The 16506-nt window shown below is 72.7% G+C and carries 19 protein-coding genes; 17 read left to right on the forward strand and 2 right to left on the reverse strand.

The window, feature by feature from the left end:
- Positions 1 to 26: 26 nt before the first annotated feature.
- Positions 27 to 1280 (reverse strand): isochorismate synthase MenF, encoded by a 1254-nt coding sequence (locus ACIGNX_RS07810; protein ID WP_396537487.1) that lies wholly within the window; start codon positions 1278 to 1280, stop codon positions 27 to 29.
- 78 nt (positions 1281 to 1358) lie between these two features.
- Between ACIGNX_RS07810 and ACIGNX_RS07815 the strand changes: the two genes are divergently transcribed.
- The 8 genes from ACIGNX_RS07815 to ACIGNX_RS07850 are packed head-to-tail and all read left to right on the forward strand — an operon-like array spanning position 1359 to position 6652.
- Positions 1359 to 1793, forward strand: coding sequence for a DUF3592 domain-containing protein (locus ACIGNX_RS07815; RefSeq protein WP_396537489.1), 435 nt, complete (start codon positions 1359 to 1361; stop codon positions 1791 to 1793).
- Between the two features lie 42 nt (positions 1794 to 1835).
- On the forward strand, positions 1836 to 2768 hold the full coding sequence (gene paaA / locus ACIGNX_RS07820) for a 1,2-phenylacetyl-CoA epoxidase subunit PaaA (RefSeq protein ID WP_396537491.1): 933 nt from the start codon (positions 1836 to 1838) through the stop codon (positions 2766 to 2768).
- The gene (gene paaB, locus ACIGNX_RS07825; RefSeq protein WP_106616896.1) at positions 2765 to 3049 is read left to right on the forward strand and encodes a 1,2-phenylacetyl-CoA epoxidase subunit PaaB; all 285 of its coding nucleotides are present in this window, start codon (positions 2765 to 2767) and stop codon (positions 3047 to 3049) included. Before paaA ends, paaB begins: the two co-directional genes overlap by 4 nt.
- Positions 3046 to 3936 (forward strand): 1,2-phenylacetyl-CoA epoxidase subunit PaaC, encoded by an 891-nt coding sequence (gene paaC / locus ACIGNX_RS07830; RefSeq protein WP_396537494.1) that lies wholly within the window; start codon positions 3046 to 3048, stop codon positions 3934 to 3936. The genes paaB and paaC overlap by 4 nt, the downstream gene beginning before the upstream one ends.
- Complete coding sequence (gene paaD, locus ACIGNX_RS07835) at positions 3933 to 4424, forward strand: 1,2-phenylacetyl-CoA epoxidase subunit PaaD (protein ID WP_396537496.1); 492 nt, start codon at positions 3933 to 3935, stop codon at positions 4422 to 4424. The genes paaC and paaD overlap by 4 nt, the downstream gene beginning before the upstream one ends.
- The gene (paaE, locus tag ACIGNX_RS07840) at positions 4424 to 5458 is read left to right on the forward strand and encodes a 1,2-phenylacetyl-CoA epoxidase subunit PaaE (RefSeq protein WP_396537499.1); all 1035 of its coding nucleotides are present in this window, start codon (positions 4424 to 4426) and stop codon (positions 5456 to 5458) included. The genes paaD and paaE overlap by 1 nt, the downstream gene beginning before the upstream one ends.
- An 18-nt stretch (positions 5459 to 5476) precedes the next feature.
- Positions 5477 to 6085 (forward strand): hypothetical protein, encoded by a 609-nt coding sequence (locus ACIGNX_RS07845; protein WP_396537501.1) that lies wholly within the window; start codon positions 5477 to 5479, stop codon positions 6083 to 6085.
- 42 nt (positions 6086 to 6127) lie between these two features.
- The gene (locus ACIGNX_RS07850; RefSeq protein WP_396537503.1) at positions 6128 to 6652 is read left to right on the forward strand and encodes a hypothetical protein; all 525 of its coding nucleotides are present in this window, start codon (positions 6128 to 6130) and stop codon (positions 6650 to 6652) included.
- Positions 6653 to 6765: 113 nt separating this feature from the next.
- On the opposite strand, the gene ACIGNX_RS07855 is transcribed toward ACIGNX_RS07850, so the two are convergent.
- Entirely contained in the window at positions 6766 to 7590 is an 825-nt protein-coding gene (locus ACIGNX_RS07855) for an inositol monophosphatase family protein (protein ID WP_396537505.1), read from the reverse strand.
- A 144-nt stretch (positions 7591 to 7734) separates the two neighbouring features.
- Between ACIGNX_RS07855 and ACIGNX_RS07860 the strand changes: the two genes are divergently transcribed.
- From ACIGNX_RS07860 to nuoE, 9 genes are all read left to right on the forward strand, one after another.
- Positions 7735 to 8838, forward strand: coding sequence for a glycosyltransferase family 4 protein (locus tag ACIGNX_RS07860; RefSeq protein WP_396537507.1), 1104 nt, complete (start codon positions 7735 to 7737; stop codon positions 8836 to 8838).
- A complete protein-coding gene (locus ACIGNX_RS07865) occupies positions 8835 to 9944 on the forward strand; it encodes a glycosyltransferase (protein WP_396537509.1) in 1110 nt (369 codons plus the stop codon). The genes ACIGNX_RS07860 and ACIGNX_RS07865 overlap by 4 nt, the downstream gene beginning before the upstream one ends.
- A 265-nt stretch (positions 9945 to 10209) precedes the next feature.
- Positions 10210 to 10920, forward strand: coding sequence for a demethylmenaquinone methyltransferase (locus tag ACIGNX_RS07870; RefSeq protein ID WP_396537511.1), 711 nt, complete (start codon positions 10210 to 10212; stop codon positions 10918 to 10920).
- 41 nt (positions 10921 to 10961) lie between these two features.
- A complete protein-coding gene (locus tag ACIGNX_RS07875) occupies positions 10962 to 12239 on the forward strand; it encodes a geranylgeranyl reductase family protein (protein ID WP_396537513.1) in 1278 nt (425 codons plus the stop codon).
- 346 nt (positions 12240 to 12585) lie between these two features.
- Complete coding sequence (locus ACIGNX_RS07880) at positions 12586 to 12951, forward strand: NADH-quinone oxidoreductase subunit A (RefSeq protein ID WP_053715312.1); 366 nt, start codon at positions 12586 to 12588, stop codon at positions 12949 to 12951.
- A gap of 14 nt (positions 12952 to 12965) precedes the next feature.
- The gene (locus ACIGNX_RS07885; RefSeq protein ID WP_396537516.1) at positions 12966 to 13514 is read left to right on the forward strand and encodes a NuoB/complex I 20 kDa subunit family protein; all 549 of its coding nucleotides are present in this window, start codon (positions 12966 to 12968) and stop codon (positions 13512 to 13514) included.
- 110 nt (positions 13515 to 13624) lie between these two features.
- The gene (locus ACIGNX_RS07890) at positions 13625 to 14323 is read left to right on the forward strand and encodes an NADH-quinone oxidoreductase subunit C (RefSeq protein WP_396538184.1); all 699 of its coding nucleotides are present in this window, start codon (positions 13625 to 13627) and stop codon (positions 14321 to 14323) included.
- The gene (locus tag ACIGNX_RS07895) at positions 14320 to 15723 is read left to right on the forward strand and encodes an NADH-quinone oxidoreductase subunit D (RefSeq protein ID WP_396537518.1); all 1404 of its coding nucleotides are present in this window, start codon (positions 14320 to 14322) and stop codon (positions 15721 to 15723) included. Before ACIGNX_RS07890 ends, ACIGNX_RS07895 begins: the two co-directional genes overlap by 4 nt.
- Positions 15720 to 16505, forward strand: coding sequence for an NADH-quinone oxidoreductase subunit NuoE (nuoE, locus tag ACIGNX_RS07900; protein WP_396537520.1), 786 nt, complete (start codon positions 15720 to 15722; stop codon positions 16503 to 16505). Before ACIGNX_RS07895 ends, nuoE begins: the two co-directional genes overlap by 4 nt.
- Position 16506: the final 1 nt, after the last annotated feature.

Here is a 16506-nt window from a genome sequence, read left to right on the forward strand (position 1 = left end):
GTGAGCCGGGGGCGGCCCGCCACCCGTCACATGCCTTCGAGGGCTTCCCGCAGGGGCAGCATCTTGGCGTGGGCCTCGCGGACCTCGGAGTCGGGGTCGGACTCGGCGACCAGGCCGCAGCCCGCGAACAGCCGCGCTGTGCGGCCGTCGAGCCGGGCGCAGCGCAGCGCGATGCCCAGCTCGCCGTCGCCGTTGCCGTCGATCCAGCCGACCGGTCCGGCGTAGCGGCCCCGGTCCATGCCCTCCAGCTCGCCGATCATCGCGATGGCGTCCGCGCGGGGCGTGCCGCCGACGGCCGCGGTGGGGTGCAGCGCCTCGCCCAGCGCGAGCAGCGACGGCGTGCCGCCGAGGGCGCCGCCGAGGGTGCCGCTGAGAGTGCCGACGACGTCGCTGGACAGGTGCGAGACGTTCGGCAGCCGCAGCACCGACGGCCCGTCCACGGACATCGTGTCGCAGAACGGCCGCAGCGTCTGCACCAGCGACGCCACCGCGTACTCGTGCTCGTCGCGGTTCTTGCCCGACTTGAGCAGCGCGGCGGCCAGCTCGTCGTCGGACATCCCGTCGTGCGGCCACGTCGTGCCGGCGAGCACGCGCGAGTCGACGACGGAACCGCTGCGGCGCAGCAGGAGTTCCGGTGTCGCGCCGATGAGCCCGTCCACCGCGTACACCCAGCACTCGGGGTAGCGGCGGGCCAGCCCCTCCAGCACGAAGCGGTGGTCGAGGTCGACGTCGGCGACCGCCAGCAGGTCGTGCGCCAGCACCACCTTGTCCAGCTCGCCCGCGCGCATCCGCTCGACCGCCGTGCGCACGGCCTCCCGGTAGCCGGTGACGGACACCTGGCCGTCGCTGTAGCGCACCTCGGTCGGCTTGCGCACGGGCTCGACCCGCCGCTTGCCGCTGTCGCCGATGGTGGTCAGCCAGCCGTGCCCGTCGCGGCGGCCCATCACGACCTCCGGCACCACGAGCACCGAGTGGCCGGGTCGGTCGGCGAAGGCCATGCTGACGAACGCGACCGGTCCCGTGCCGGGCACGCCCAGCTCGTCGTCCACGTCGAGGTCCTCGGTGAACTCGCGCCACCAGCGGTCGGCGGCGGCGAACCGGTCCGGGCCCGACACCTCGAACCTGGCCGCCTCGCCCCAGCCGACCAGGCCCGTTCCACCCCGCACCCAACTCAGCGCACCGGTGGGCGCGGGCAGCCTGGACAGCAGGTTGTCGCCCGCGACGCGCCTGGTGTGCACGCGCAGCCGTTGTCGGGTCCGCGGGGCAGGAGCTGAGGTCACGGCGTCGAGGGTATGGACTCATCGCTGAGATCCGGCGCGGAGGCCGCCCTAGACTCCTCAGTTGTGGTGGACGACGCAGTGCGGACAGGCGTCCGCCGGAAGGTCCGACTGCTGGTCAGCCGGTCGTTGGTGGTGATCGGCGCGGTGGTGACGCTGATCGGCGTGATCCTGCTCGCGGCGTGCTTCCGCGACGACTCGATGATCGAGGGCCGCCTGGGCAAGGCGACCGCCGAGGTGGTGTCGGTCTCCTTCCAGCGCACCGTCGTGCGCTTCGCCACCCCCGACGGCGCGGTGCACAGCCCGTCGCAGGGCCTGCTCTACCCGGAGGGGCTGGAGCCGGGCCAGCTGGTGCGCGTCGAGTACGACACGGCCGATCCCGAGGTGGCCCGGGTCGCCGGGCGCACGGCCGTGCTCGCGCTGCTGCCGATCGGGACGTTCCTGCTCGCGGTGTGGGCGGTGCTCGCGCCGGCGGCCTGGTGGCTCGCCCGGAAGGGCCGCCGCCGACCGGTGTGACAGTTCTCCTCAAAAACGGTCTCCAGGTGTAACATCGGCGGCATGGACCTGGAGGACCGGTTCGAGCGCACCGTCGCGGCCGAGCAGCGCGTCGAGCCGCGTGACTGGATGCCCGACGGCTACCGCAAGACGCTGATCCGGCAGATCGCGCAGCACGCCCACTCCGAGATCATCGGCATGCAGCCCGAGGGCAACTGGATCAGCCGCGCGCCGTCGCTGCGCCGCAAGGCGATCCTGCTGGCCAAGGTCCAGGACGAGGCCGGCCACGGCCTGTACCTGTACGCCGCGACCGAGACGCTGGGCGCGGACCGGGGCGAGCTGACCGAGAACCTCATCTCCGGCAGGCAGAAGTACTCCTCGATCTTCAACTACCCGACGCTGTCCTACGCCGACGTCGGCGTCATCGGCTGGCTCGTGGACGGCGCGGCGATCTGCAACCAGGTGCCGCTGTGCCGCACGTCCTACGGGCCGTACGCGCGGGCCATGATCCGCATCTGCAAGGAGGAGTCCTTCCACCAGCGGCAGGGCTACGAGCTGCTGCTGACGATGATGTCCGGCACCGACGCCCAGCGCGCGATGGTGCAGGAGTCGGTGGACCGCTGGTGGTGGCCGTCGCTGATGATGTTCGGCCCGCCGGACGCGGAGTCGGCCAACACCGAGCAGTCCATGAAGTGGCGCATCAAGCGCAACACCAACGACGAGCTGCGGCAGAAGTTCGTCGACATGACCGTGCCGCAGGCGCGCAAGCTCGGCGTGACGCTGCCCGACCCGGAGCTGCGGTGGAACGCCGAGCGCGGGCACCACGACTTCGGCCAACCGGACTGGGACGAGTTCTGGCAGGTCGTCGGCGGCAACGGGCCGGCGAACGCGCAGCGCGTCGCGCACCGGCGCAAGGCGCACGAGGACGGCGAGTGGGTGCGCGCCGCCGCCGCGGCCCACGCCGCCAAGCACGCGGCACGGGAAGGTGTGGCATGAGTTCGTCCTGGCCGCTGTGGGAAGTGTTCGTGCGCGGCAAGCGCGGGTTGAACCACGTGCACGTCGGCTCGCTGCACGCGCCGGACGCCGAGATGGCCGTCCGCAACGCGCGCGACGTCTACACCCGGCGCAACGAGGGCGTCTCGATCTGGGTGGTGCCCGCCGCGGCGATCACCGCGTCCTCGCCCGACGAGAAGGACCCGTTCTTCGAGCCCAGCGGCGACAAGGTCTACCGGCACCCGACGTTCTACGAGATCCCCGAGGACGTGCCGCACCTATGAGCTTCGACAACGCCTACGAGTCGCTGGTCGACGGCCACGAGGACGCCCACTGGGCGTTCGGCACGGGCTTCGCCGAGCCGCTGGCCGGGGTCGACCGCGAGGTGCCCGACGTGGACCGCGCCGACCTGACCGCGTACTGCCTGATGCTGGGCGACGACGCGCTGGTCCTGTCGCAGCGGCTGGCCGAGTGGTGCTCGCGCGCGCCGGAGCTGGAGGAGGACGTCGCGCTGGCCAACATCGCGCTCGACCTGCTCGGCCAGGCGCGGATGCTGCTCACCCGCGCCGGCGAGGTCGAGGGCGCGGGCCGGGACGAGGACGCGCTGGCGTACCTGCGCGACGAGCGCGACTTCCGCAACGTGCACCTGGCCGAGGTCGAGTGCGGCCCGTTCGCGGGCGGCGACTTCGCCACCACGATGGCCCGGCTGCTGCTGTTCTCCTCGTGGAAGCTCGCCCAGTACTCGCGGCTGCGCGGCAGCGCCGACCCGGTGCTCGCGGCGGTGGCGGCCAAGGGCCTCAAGGAGCTGGCCTACCACCGCGACCACGCGGCCCGGTGGGTCGTGCGGCTCGGCGACGGCACCGAGGAGTCCCACCGGCGGATGCGGGCCGGGCTGGAGCGGGTGTGGCCGTTGCGGGCCGAGCTGTTCACCCCGCACGCCGTCGAGCTGCGGCTCGCGGGCGTCGCCGTCGACCCGGCGGAGCTGGCGCCCGAGGTGGACGAAGTGCTGGACGCCGTGCTGGCGGCGGCGGGCCTGCCGCGGCCGGCCGACGTGCCCGCGGCGCGCGTCAACGGCCGGGCCGGGCGCGACGGCGTGCACACCGAGGCGTTCGGCTACCTGCTGGCCGAGATGCAGCACCTGCACCGCTCGCTGCCCGGGGCGACGTGGTGACCGCCGCGCTGGACGTCGCCGCCCGGGTCCGCGACCCGGAGCTGCCCGTGCTGACGCTGGCCGACCTCGGCGTGCTGCGCGAGGTGACCGAGGAGGGCGGGCGGGTGTCGGTGACGATCACGCCCACCTACTCGGGGTGCCCCGCGCTGGACGAGATGGCGGCCGACCTGCGGCGGGAGCTGCTGGCGGCCGGGTACTCGGCGGTGGACGTGCGGCTGTCGCTGTCCCCCGCGTGGACCACGGACTGGATCAGCGAGGACGGCCTGCGCAAGCTGCGGGAGGCGGGCATCGCGCCGCCGTCGCGGGTCGGGCCGCGGGCGGTCGGCCCGGTGCCGCTGAACCTCGCGCCGCCGTCGCGGCGGGTGCCGTGCCCGCGGTGCGGGTCGCCGCGCACCTCGGAGGTGTCGCGGTTCGGGTCGACGGCGTGCAAGGCGTTGTGGCGGTGCGCCGACTGCGCCGAGCCGTTCGAGCACGTGAAGGAGATCTGATGGCGCGGCCGGTGTTCCACAAGCTGACCGTCGCGTCGGTCGAGCGGCTGTGCTCGGACGCGGTCGCGGTGACGTTCGAGGTGCCGCCCGCGCTGGCCGCCGAGTTCGCGTTCGCGCCGGGGCAGCACCTGACCCTGCGCAACGGCGACGAGCGGCGGTCGTACTCGATCTGCGCGCCCGCCGGCGGTCCGCTGCGGATCGGGGTGCGGCGGGTGGACGGCGGGCTGTTCTCCACGCTGCTGGTCGACCGGCTCCAGCGCGGCGACGTGCTGGAGGTGCTGCCGCCGCAGGGGGGCTTCACCCCGTCCGGCGGGTCGCACCACGGGCTGGTGGTCGCCGGGTCGGGCATCACGCCCGCGTTGTCGATCGCCGCGTCCGCGCTGGCCGACGGGGCGCGGGTGACGCTGCTGTACGGCAACCGCCGTGCCGACACGGTGATGTTCGCCGACGAGCTGGCGGACCTGAAGGACCGGTACCCGGCCCGGTTCCAGCTGGTGCACGTGCTGTCGCGGGAGCCGCGCGACGTCGAGCTGTTCACCGGGCGGCTGGACGCGGCCAAGCTGCGGGCGCTGTTCTCCTCCGTCGTGCCGTGGGCGGACGTGGACCAGTGGTGGCTGTGCGGGCCGTACGGGATGGTCCGCGACGCGCAGGACGTGCTGGCGTCCCTGGGCGTTCCGGCGTCGTCCGTGCACCACGAGCTGTTCTACGTGGACGAACCGCCGCCCCCGCCGCGCCGCGCCGAGGACGTCGCGGTGGCGTCCGCCGTGGCGACCGTGGTCCTGGACGGCCGCAGCACGGAGGTGCCGCTGCCGGCGGGCGTGCCGATCCTCGACGCGGCCCAGCGGGTGCGCGCCGACCTGCCGTTCGCGTGCAAGGGCGGGGTGTGCGGGACGTGCCGGGCGCTGGTCGTGTCCGGCGAGGTCGAGATGCGCCGCAACTACGCGCTGGAGCCGCGCGAGGTCGAGGCGGGGTTCGTGCTGACGTGCCAGTCCGTGGCCGTCACCCCGGCCGTCACCGTGGATTACGACGCCTGATCTGGCAGATTGGGCCGCATGGCACGCGCAGCGCTGTGGGGGCTGCTCATCGGCACGGCGCTGATGACGGCACTGATCATGGTCGGCATCGCCCTGCCCGCCTCGCCGGACAAGCCGGAGGCGTCGGTCGTGGTGAGCCTGATGGCGTCCGGCGTGGTCGGCGTGGTCCTGGGAGGCGTGCCGGGGACGTTCGTCGGCCTGGTGGTCGGGGCCGTCCGCCGCCGTCGCCCGGCACTCCCGCCGCCCCCGCCGCCGTTGCCGCCGCCACCGCCGAACGACCGCTGGACCGCGATGGTGGGCCGGTGCGAGCTGGCCGTGCACCGGGTGTCCGCCGCCGTCGCCACCGTGCCCGCCTCCCCGGCCCGCGAGTGGCTGGAGCGCATCGCCGCCCAGTTCGCCGCGGAACTGCCGGACGTGCGCCGGATGGCCGACCTGGGCCGCGCCCTGGGCGCCGAGCAGCACCACCCGGTGACCGCCCGCCTGAGCGCGGCGGTCCGCGACTTCACCTCGTTCGAGGACGAGGTGGGCCGCGTGGCCCTCCGCCTGCTGGACCCGACCTCCCTCGACGGCGTCCGCACGCACTTGGAGGTCCTGGAACAACAACTGCCCCACCTGCGGGAGGGCTAGGCCGAAAGGAGCAGTCGGATGCCCCTTTGGGATCATCCGACCATGTGGCACGCCTTCCTCGACGAATCCCGCCGCGGCCCGACCTACCTGGTCGCCGTGGTGATCGCCCGACCCCGTGATCTCGACCCCGTCCGATCCGCTCTGCGCGCCAAGGTGAAGCCCGGTCAGCGACGGCTGCACTTCAAGAAGGAGGGCGACTCCCGGCGCGGTGAGATCGTCACCCTGCTCCATGGGCTCCGCCTCCGGGCGCGCGTCTTCCTCCACGAGCACTCGAACGATCGCATCGCCCGACAGGCGTGCCTCACCGCCGCCGGCCGACACCTGATCGACATCGGTGCCGTGCGGCTGGTCCTGGAGAGCTGCGCGCACCAGGACGCCGAGGACCGGCACACGTTGGCCTCGGTGACGCGGAAGGTCTTCGCGCTCGACTACGAGCACTTCCGCCCCCACGAGGACCCGATGCTGTGGGCCAGCGACGCGATCGCCTGGTGCTACGGCGCAGGTGGTGAGTGGCGGCGTCGCGTGGCGGGGTTGGTCGAGGACGTGCAGCGCGCTCCGAGGCCCTGAACAGCGCGAAACCCGGCAACCGACCGTCCGGACGGTGAACCGGGTTCACTTCCAGGCCCTACTGGGTCTGGCGCGTTCCAAAGTACTACAGCCCGTCCAGTGCGGCAAACGGCCTAGCGGGACGTCGAGGACTGCCACCAGGACAGGACCTCCTCCGCCACCTCCGGCACGGCGACGAGCAGGCCGTCCACCGGCAGCGGCGCGTCCTCGCCCCGCCGGTCCAGCACGGCGGCGCCCGATTCGACCGCCAGGGCGACCGCGCCGGCCACGTCCCACTCGTGGTAGCTGTCCAGGACCGCCGCGGCGGCGTGGCCCAGCGCCACCTGCGCCACGGCCAGCGCCTTCGAACCCAGCACCCGCACCCCCGTGCCCGCCACCGCCGCCCGCGAGATGAACTCGCCCATGCCCGGCCACGGCCCGGTCCGCGTCATCTCCGTGCACACGATCGAGCTGACCGCCTGGTCACCCAGCCGCACGGGCGTCCCGTTCGCCCTCATGCCCCGCCCCCGCGCCGCCGCGTAGATCTGCGCCCGGTACGGGTCCGCGACCACGCCCACGACCGGCCCCCACCGGTCGACCAGCGCCAGGCTGTACGCGCACCACGGCACGCCCGCCACGTAGTTCGCCGTCCCGTCGACCGGGTCCACGACCCAGCGGAACTCCGCGTCGCCCGCCACGTCGACGTCGGTGTCCTCGCAGAACACCGGGATGGTCGGGAACTCGGCCGTCAGCACGCGCCGCGTGTGCCGCTCCAACGTCCGGTCGGTGTCGGTCACCCAGTCGAACGGCGACGTCTCCTCGTCCGGGCGCGCACCGCGGCCGGCGGTCGCCATGATCACGTCGGACGCGTCGTTGGCGAGGCGGCCCGCTATCTCCAGCGCGATCGACACCAGGCCGGGATCGACGGGCTGCGCGGGTCGGGACGACAAGACGGTCATGCCGACCTAGTCTCACCGCACGGGGTGACCGCGCCGCGTACTCCAGGTGAACCCGCGGCCAACGTCAACCGCGACGCGAGGAGTTCGGCGGGCGTTCGCCGAGGTGTCACGCCGCCGTGTCCTTGGCCCCGCATGGTGATCGGCGTGCGCGTAGCGATCGTTACCGAGAGCTTCCTGCCCCAGGTCAACGGGGTCACCAACTCCGTGCTGCGGGTCCTGGACCACCTGCGGGCGAACGGTCACCGGGCGCTGGTCGTGGCTCCCGGCGCGGGTGCGGACGAGCACCTCGGCACGCCGGTCGTGCGGGTGCCCGCGGTGGACCTGCCGAGGTTCAGCTCGCTGCCCGTCGGCGTGCCCACGCGCCGGGTGCTGACCGCGCTGGCCGACTTCCGGCCGGACGTCGTGCACCTGGCGAGCCCGTTCGTGATGGGCGCGCGCGGCCTGTCCGCCGCGCGCCGGCTGGGCGTGCCGACGGTCGCGGTGTACCAGACCGACGTCGCCGGGTTCGCCGGTCACTACGGCCTGGGCCTGACCGCCCGTGCCGCGTGGCGGTGGACGCGCCGGCTGCACGCCCAGGCCGACCGCACGCTCGCGCCGTCGACGTGGGCCGTCGAGGCGCTCCGCGAGCACGGCGTGCCGCGCGTGCACCGGTGGGGGCGGGGCGTGGACGTGGAGCTGTTCCACCCGGGACGGCGCGACGACGCGTTGCGCGCCTCCCTCGCGCCCGACGGCGAGCTGCTGGTCGGGTACGTCGGCCGGCTGTCGCCGGAGAAGCGGGTGGACCGGCTCGCGGTGCTCGCGGACGTGCCCGGCGTGCGGCTGGTCGTGGTGGGGGAGGGGCCCGAGGAGGCGCGGTTGCGGCGGGACCTGCCCGGTGCGGCGTTCCTCGGGTTCCGGAGCGGCACGGACCTGGCGGCGGCGTACGCGAGCCTGGACGTGTTCGTGCACACGGGCCCGCACGAGACGTTCTGCCAGGCGGTGCAGGAGGCGTTGGCCAGCGGGGTGCCGGTGGTCGCGCCGGACGTGGGCGGGCCGCGCGACCTGGTGCGGCCGGACACGGGGTACCTGTTCGCCGACGACGCCGGCCTGCGGAGGGCCGTGCTGGAGCTGGGCGACGAGCTGCGCCGCCGCCGCTACGGGCAGGCGGCGCGACGCTGGGTGCGCGGGCGGACGTGGTCGGCCGTGTGCGACGAGCTGCTGGGCCACTACGCGGCCGTGCTGGGATTGCCGGAGCGCCGCGCGGCATGAGGATCGTGCAGCTGGCCAACTTCTACGGCCCGCGTTCCGGTGGCCTGCGCACGGCGTTGCACCACCTCGGCGGCGGTTACGCGGCGAACGGCCACCGGGTGGTGCTCGTCGTCCCGGGTCCGGCGCACGCGGACGAGGAGGTGGCGCCGGGCGTGCGGCGGATCACGCTGCCCGCGCCGCGCATCCCCGGCACCGGCGGCTACCGGGCCGTGGACCCGTGGCGGGTGCGGTCGCTGCTGGACCGCCTCGGGCCCGACCGGCTGGAGGTGTCCGACCGGCTCACGTTGCGCGGGATGGGCCGGTGGGCGGCGGAGCGGGGCGTGCCGAGCGTGGTGATCTCGCACGAGCGGCTGGACCGGCTGCTGGAGCAGTTCCTGCTGCCCGCGCCGGTGGCCAGGCGGGGTGCGGACCGGGCGAACGCGCGGATGGCCGCGTCCTACGACACGGTGGTGTGCACGACGGAGTTCGCGCGCGAGGAGTTCGACCGGATCGGCGCGCGCAACGTCGCCCGCGTGCCGCTGGGGGTGGACCTGCGCACGTTCACCCCGACCCGGCACGACCGGTCGTTGCGGGCGGAGCTGGCGCGGGGCGCCGACGCGCTGCTCGTGCACTGCGGGCGGCTGTCGCCGGAGAAGCACGTGGAGCGGAGCGTGGACACGGCGGCCGAGCTGCGCGCGGCGGGGTGCAACGTGCGGCTGGTGATCGCCGGTGACGGTCCGCGCCGGGAGGCGTTGGAGCGCCGTGCGGCCGGGCTGCCGGTCACGTTCCTCGGGTTCGTGCGGCAGCGCTCCGACGTGGCGGACCTGCTGGCGACCGCGGACGTGTCGCTCGCCCCGGGCCCGCACGAGACATTCGGCCTGGCGGCCCTGGAGGCGCTGGCCTCCGGCACGCCCGTGGTGGTGTCGGCGTCGTCGGCGCTGCGGGAGATCGTGCGGCCGGACTGCGGCGCCGCGGTGCCGGACCACGCCCCGGCGTTCGCGGGCGCCGTGACCGCGCTGCTGGACCACCCGGAGCCGACCCGCCGCTCGGCGGCCCGCGCCCGCGCCGAGCAGTACCCCTGGCACACCGCCGTCACCGGCATGCTGACCGCCCTCCGCGCCACCTGACCCGCGAGTCCTACCTCCAACCCGCGTGAGTCGTCCCTTCGCGCCGCGAGAGTCCTACGTTCACGTCGTGAGAGTCCTACGTCCAGGCACCCCGAGTTCAACGCTCAGCACAGGCGGCGGTGTGCTGAGCGTTGAACTCGGGTGTCCCGAACGTAGGACTCTCGCGCTCCGAACGTAGGACTCACGCGAGCTGGAGGGACGACTCACGCGGGCTGGAGGTAGGACTCTCGGGGCGGGGGGTGGAGGGGTCGCTTAGGCTTCCGGCATGGCGCGTGCAGGTCTGGACAAGAACCCCCGCGAGGTCGCCGAGATGTTCGACGGCGTGGCCAAGGGCTACGACCGGACGAACTCCGTCATGACGCTCGGGTTCGACCGGCGCTGGCGGGAGTGGAGCAGGCGGGTGCTGGACGCCAAGCCCGGCGAGAAGGTGCTCGACCTCGCCGCCGGCACGGCGGTGTCCACGGTGGAGTACGCGGCCTCCGGCGCGTGGTGCGTGGCCGCCGACTTCTCCCTCGGCATGCTGCTCGGCGGCGCGCACCGGCCCGTGCCCAAGGTCGCCGCCGACGCCCTGCGCCTGCCCTTCGCCGACAACGCCTTCGACGCCGTCACCGTCTCCTTCGGCCTGCGCAACTTCAACGACACGGAGGGCGCGCTGCGCGAGATGGCCCGCGTGGTCAAGCCCGGCGGGCGGCTCGTGGTGTGCGAGGTCTCCACGCCGACCTTCCGCCCGTTCCGCTTCGTCTACCTGCGCTACCTGCTGCGCATCCTGCCGTTCATCGCCCGGTTCGTGTCCTCGAACCCGGAGGCCTACCAGTACCTGGCCGAGTCGATGCGCACGTGGCCCGACCAGCGCGCGCTCGGCGAGGTCGTGGCCCGCGCCGGCTGGGAGGACGTCGCCTGGATGAACCTCACCGGCGGCGTGGTCGCGCTGCACCGCGGCACCAAGCCGGCGAGGCCCTCGGCATCCCGCAAGTAGACTCGCCCTGGACTTTGTGAACACGGGCACAAGGAGCGGGGATGACGACTCCCAGCCGCCGCAAGGCAGGCGAGGACGCCGAGGTGATCGTGGTCGGCGCGGGGCCCGCGGGCTCCACCGCGGCCACCTACCTGGCACGCGCGGGCCTGGACGTGGTGCTGCTGGAGAAGAGCACCTTCCCCCGCGAGAAGGTGTGCGGTGACGGCCTGACCCCGCGCGGGGTCAAGCAGCTGATCGACCTGGGCATCGACACCCGCGAGGAAGCCGGCTGGCTGCACAACCGCGGCCTGCGCGTGGTCGGCGGCGGCGTCACGCTGGAGCTGGACTGGCCCGAGCTGGCCACGTTCCCGCCCTACGGCGTGGTCCGCCCCCGCCAGGACTTCGACGAGATGCTCGCCAGGACGGCCGTCGCGGCGGGCGCCCGGCTGCACGAGCAGACCACCGTCACGGGCGCGGTCGTGGAGAAGGGCCGGGTCGTCGGCGTCACGGCCAAGCAGGGCCCGGACAAGACCCCGGTCACCTACCGCGCGCCCCTGGTGCTGGCCTGCGACGGCGTGAGCGCCCGGCTGGCCCTCAGCGTCGGCATCCAGAAGGACGACGCCAAGCCGATGGGCGTCGCGGTCCGCCGCTACTACGCCAGCCCCCGCACCAAGGACGACTACCTGGAGTCGCACCTGGAGCTGTGGGACCGCGCCAACGACGTGCTGCTGCCCGGCTACGGCTGGATCTTCGGCATGGGCGACGGCACCGTGAACGTCGGCCTGGGCATCCTGAGCACCTCCAAGGCCTACGGCACCACGGACTACCGCGCGCTGCTCAAGAGCTGGCTCGACGGCACCCCGGAGGAGTGGGGCTTCCGCGAGGAGAACGCCACCGGCAAGATCGGCGGCGCGGCCCTGCCGATGGGCCTGAACCGCAAGCCCCACTACCGCGACGGCCTGCTGCTCGTCGGCGACGCGGGCGGCATGGTGAACCCGTTCAACGGCGAGGGCATCGGTTACGCCATGGAGTCGGCCCGGATCGCGGCCGAGACGGTCGTGCAGGCGCTGGCCCGCGAGGGCGCGAGCCGGGAGCGGGCGCTGCACGGCTACCCGGTCCGCATCGAGCAGGCCCTGGGCAGCTACTACCGGCTCGGCAACGTCTTCAGCAAGCTGATCGGCAACCCCACCGTCATGCGCATCGCGACCAAGTACGGGCTGCCGCGCAAGACGCTGATGAAGCTGGTGCTCAAGCTGCTGGCGGGCCTTTACGACCCGAAGGACGGCGACTCGTTCGACCGCATCATCACCGCCGCCACGAAACTCGCCCCAACGGCCTAACGGGCCTCCACCGACCGACGCAGCACCGACCTACGGGCCGGTGCTGTTTCGTTTTCGGTGTGTCCCCGTTCACGGATGGCTTCCCCAACTGTTGATCTGCACCGTAAAAGTCCAGCTCAGGAGCTATGCCGGGGGTGCTCGCCACGCCGCTGTGTGACGTTCTACACTGACCCGTAGGTCTTGTGAATCAGTTCACAACCGGCTGAGATGCCTTGTGAAGTGTTTCACAAGCGACCTGCGGATTGTTAGGCGCGCCTAACCTCCGGAGGCCGCAAGAACACCCTTTAGGGTGCGCAACGGTCAGCGGTGCACCACCACCGCGACAGCGAGGAAAGGACGACGGAGAGTGCTTGACCCTTACCTCCCCCTCGTATTGATGTTCGTCCTCGCCGGGGCCTTCGCGCTGTTCTCGGTGACGGCCGCGCCGTACATCGGTCCCCGTCGCTACAACCGCGCGAAGCTCGACGCCTACGAGTGCGGCATCGAGCCGTCGCCGCAGCCCGTGGTCGGCGGTGGCCGCATGCCGGTCGCCTACTACCTCACGGCGATGCTGTTCATCCTGTTCGACATCGAAATGGTGTTCCTCTACCCGTTCGCGGTCTCGGCGGACCGCCTGGGCCTGTTCGGCCTGGTGGAGATCGCACTATTCGTCGCGACGGTCGGCTTCGCGTACGCCTACGTGTGGCGTCGCGGCGGCCTCGACTGGAACTGAGGGGGAAGGTCGAAGTGGGTCTCGAAGAGAAGCTCCCGAACGGCATCCTGCTGGCCAGCGTCGAGAAGCTGGTCAACTGGACCCGCAAGTCCTCGCTCTGGCCCGCCACCTTCGGCCTGGCCTGCTGCGCGATCGAGATGATGACCACCGGCGGCCCGCGCTACGACCTCGCGCGGTTCGGCATGGAGGTCTTCCGCGCCTCGCCGCGCCAGGCCGACCTGATGATCGTCGCCGGCCGGGTGACCAACAAGATGGCGCCGGTGCTGCGGCAGATCTACGACCAGATGCCCGAGCCGCGGTGGGTCCTGGCCATGGGCGTGTGCGCCTCCAGCGGCGGCATGTTCAACAACTACGCGGTCGTGCAGGGCGTGGACCACGTCGTGCCGGTCGACATGTACCTGCCGGGCTGCCCGCCGCGGCCGGAGATGCTGATCGACGCGATCCTCAAGATCCACGCGAAGATCATGGACGAACCGCTCGGGTCGACCCGGGCCGCGCTGCTGGCCGAGTCCGGCCGCACCACGGACCTGATCCCGTCCTCCCAGCGCTTTGCGAAGAAGTGAGCGGCATGGCGAATGACACCGGTGCCGGCGACAACAACGCCAAGGGCGAGGTCGCCAAGACCCCCGGCGCGGGCACCCCGGGCAACGACGAGGCGCTCAGCTCCTCGAGCATGAGCGAGGCCGAGCACGAGGAGCACCTCGAGCGCGGCGGCGTGGTCGCGGGCCGCGCCCGCAGGGGCATGTTCGGCATCTCCGGCAGCGGCGACACCTCCGGCTTCGGCGGCCTGCGGCTGCCCGCCCACGTCGCCGCGCCGTCCGAGCGGCCCTACGGCGGCTGGTTCGACGAGGTCGCCGACGAGCTGCTGGCCGCGATCCGGGAGCGGGGCCTGCCCGCCGACGCGGTCCAGCAGATCACCGTCGACCGCGGCGAGATCACGTTCTACCTGCGCCGCGAGCACCTGGTCGACGTGGCCCGCATCCTGCGCGACGACCCGGCGCTGCGCTTCGAGCTGTGCAGCTCGGTGTCCGGCGTGGACTACGGCGTGGACGCGCCGCAGCGCCTGCACTCGGTCTACCACCTGACGTCGATGACCTACCGCCGGCGCATCCGGCTGGAGGTCGCGGTCGACGTGGACGACGCGCGCATCCCCAGCGTGGTCGGGGTCTACCCGACCGCGGACTGGCAGGAGCGCGAGGCCTGGGACATGTTCGGCATCGTCTACGAAGGCCACCCGGGGCTCACCCGGATCCTCATGCCGGACGACTGGGACGGCCACCCGCAGCGCAAGGACTACCCGCTCGGCGGCATCCCGGTGGAGTACAAGGGCGCGGAGATCCCCCCGCCAGACCAGAGGCGGTCCTACTCATGACCGAGCGCATTTCCGACGTGACCACGGGCACCGACACCAGCGACCCGGGCCGCGACAGCGACTCCTACGACGCCAACCGCACCACGTCGAACCCCGACGCGTACGCGGGCTCCCGCGAGACGACCGAGGGCACCGTCTACACGGTGACCGGCGGCGACTGGGACGAGGTCCTGGCCGAGGCCGCGGGCGACGAGCGGATCGTCATGAACCTCGGCCCGCAGCACCCGTCGACGCACGGCGTGCTGCGCCTGGTGCTGGAGCTGGAGGGCGAGACGGTCACCCAGGCCCGCAGCGTCATCGGCTACCTGCACACCGGCATCGAGAAGAACGTCGAGTACCGCAACTGGACCCAGGGCGTCACGTTCGTGACGCGCATGGACTACCTGGCCCCGCTGCACAACGAGGCCGCGTACTGCATGGCGGTCGAGAAGCTGCTCGGCGTCACCGTGCCGCAGCGGGCGCAGACGATCCGCGTGCTGCTGATGGAGCTGAACCGGATCAGCTCGCACCTGGTGGCGCTGGCCACCGGCGGCATGGAGCTGGGCGCGCTGACCGGCATGACCGCGGGCTTCCGCGAGCGCGAAGAGGTCCTGCACCTGCTGGAGTTCCTGACCGGCCTGCGGATGAACCACGCGTTCATCCGCCCCGGCGGCCTGGCGCAGGACCTGCCCGAGGGCGCGGAGCAGCGGATCAGGGACTTCATCAAGGTGATGGACTCCCGGCTGCCCGACTACGACAAGCTGCTGACCGGCCAGCCGATCTGGCGCAACCGCCTCGCGGGCATCGGCTACCTGCCGGTGGACGCGTGCCTCGCGCTGGGCGTCACCGGCCCGATCCTGCGCTCCGCCGGCCTGCCGTGGGACCTGCGCAAGGTCGAGCCCTACAGCGGCTACGAGAACTACGAGTTCGACGTGCCCACGTCGAACGAGGCGGACTCCTTCGCCCGCTACCGCCTGCGGGTCGAGGAGATCCACCAGTCGCTGCGGATCGTGCGCCAGGCCGTGGACAACCTCACGCCCGGCCCGGTCATGGTGGAGGACGCCAAGATCGCGTGGCCCGCGCAGCTCACCATCGGCGCGGACGGCATGGGCAACTCCCTGGAGCACGTCCGCAAGATCATGGGCCAGTCCATGGAGTCCCTGATCCACCACTTCAAGCTGGTGACCGAGGGCTTCGCCGTGCCGCCGGGCCAGGTGTACGTGCCGATCGAGTCGCCGCGCGGCGAGCTGGGCTACCACATCGTCTCCGACGGCGGGACCCGGCCGATGCGCGTGCACGTGCGCGAACCCAGCTTCGTGAACCTCCAGTCGATGCCCGCGATGTGCGAGGGCGGCATGGTCGCCGACGTCATCGCGTCGGTGGCCTCTATCGACCCGGTGATGGGTGGTTGTGACCGATGAGCACTTCCGAAGAGGTCTACGCGGCCTCCCCGCTGGACCCCGTCGAGACGCAGCGGCTGGTGACGGAGGACGTCATCGACACCGGCGTGTTCGACCAGGAGACCGTGGACCGGGCGCGGGCGATCATCGCGCGCTACCCGGTGGCCCGGTCGGCGCTGCTGCCGATGCTGCACCTCGTGCAGTCGGTCGAGGGCTACGTCAGCCAGGCGGGCATCACGTTCTGCGCCGACCAGCTCGACCTCACCAACGCCGAGGTCAGCGCGGTCGCGACGTTCTACACCATGTACAAGCGCCGCCCGTGCGGCGAGCACCTGGTGAGCGTCTGCACGAACACGCTGTGCGCCGCGCTGGGCGGTGACGCGATCTACGCCCGGCTCAAGGAGCACCTGGGCGTCGGCCACGAGGGCACCGCGGGCGAGCCGAACGCGCCGGGCTCGATCACGCTGGAGCACGCCGAGTGCCTGGCGGCCTGCGACCTCGGCCCGGTGCTGCAGGTGAACTACGAGTACTTCGACAACCAGACGCCCGACGGCGCGCTGGAGCTGGTGAAGTCGCTCCAGGCGGGGGAGAAGCCCCACCCGACCCGGGGCGCGCCGCTGACCGACTTCCGCCAGGCCGAGCTGCAGCTGGCCGGGTTCTTCGAGGGTCGGGAAGCGGACCTGGAGGGCCCGTCGGCCGCGCCGGAGACGGTGCGCGGGGCCAGGATCGCCGCGGAACGCGGGTGGACCGCGCCGGCCATGCCGGACGACGCGGAGTTCCCGCCGCTGCCGGAGAAGAAGTAGG

The organism is Actinosynnema sp. NPDC053489, from assembly GCF_044544865.1.
Lineage (GTDB): Bacteria > Actinomycetota > Actinomycetes > Mycobacteriales > Pseudonocardiaceae > Actinosynnema.

Coding starts and splice junctions, on each gene's coding strand:
- ACIGNX_RS07865 (WP_396537509.1), top strand. CDS start 8,835: ATGAGGATCGTGCAGCTGGCCAACTTCTACGGCCCGCGTTCCGGTGGC.
- ACIGNX_RS07850 (WP_396537503.1), top strand. CDS start 6,128: ATGTGGCACGCCTTCCTCGACGAATCCCGCCGCGGCCCGACCTACCTG.
- ACIGNX_RS07870 (WP_396537511.1), top strand. CDS start 10,210: ATGGCGCGTGCAGGTCTGGACAAGAACCCCCGCGAGGTCGCCGAGATG.
- ACIGNX_RS07875 (WP_396537513.1), top strand. CDS start 10,962: ATGACGACTCCCAGCCGCCGCAAGGCAGGCGAGGACGCCGAGGTGATC.
- paaB (WP_106616896.1), top strand. CDS start 2,765: ATGAGTTCGTCCTGGCCGCTGTGGGAAGTGTTCGTGCGCGGCAAGCGC.
- ACIGNX_RS07845 (WP_396537501.1), top strand. CDS start 5,477: ATGGCACGCGCAGCGCTGTGGGGGCTGCTCATCGGCACGGCGCTGATG.
- paaA (WP_396537491.1), top strand. CDS start 1,836: ATGGACCTGGAGGACCGGTTCGAGCGCACCGTCGCGGCCGAGCAGCGC.
- paaC (WP_396537494.1), top strand. CDS start 3,046: ATGAGCTTCGACAACGCCTACGAGTCGCTGGTCGACGGCCACGAGGAC.
- paaE (WP_396537499.1), top strand. CDS start 4,424: ATGGCGCGGCCGGTGTTCCACAAGCTGACCGTCGCGTCGGTCGAGCGG.
- ACIGNX_RS07895 (WP_396537518.1), top strand. CDS start 14,320: ATGACCGAGCGCATTTCCGACGTGACCACGGGCACCGACACCAGCGAC.
- nuoE (WP_396537520.1), top strand. CDS start 15,720: ATGAGCACTTCCGAAGAGGTCTACGCGGCCTCCCCGCTGGACCCCGTC.
- ACIGNX_RS07855 (WP_396537505.1), bottom strand. CDS start 7,590: ATGACCGTCTTGTCGTCCCGACCCGCGCAGCCCGTCGATCCCGGCCTG.
- ACIGNX_RS07890 (WP_396538184.1), top strand. CDS start 13,625: ATGAGCGAGGCCGAGCACGAGGAGCACCTCGAGCGCGGCGGCGTGGTC.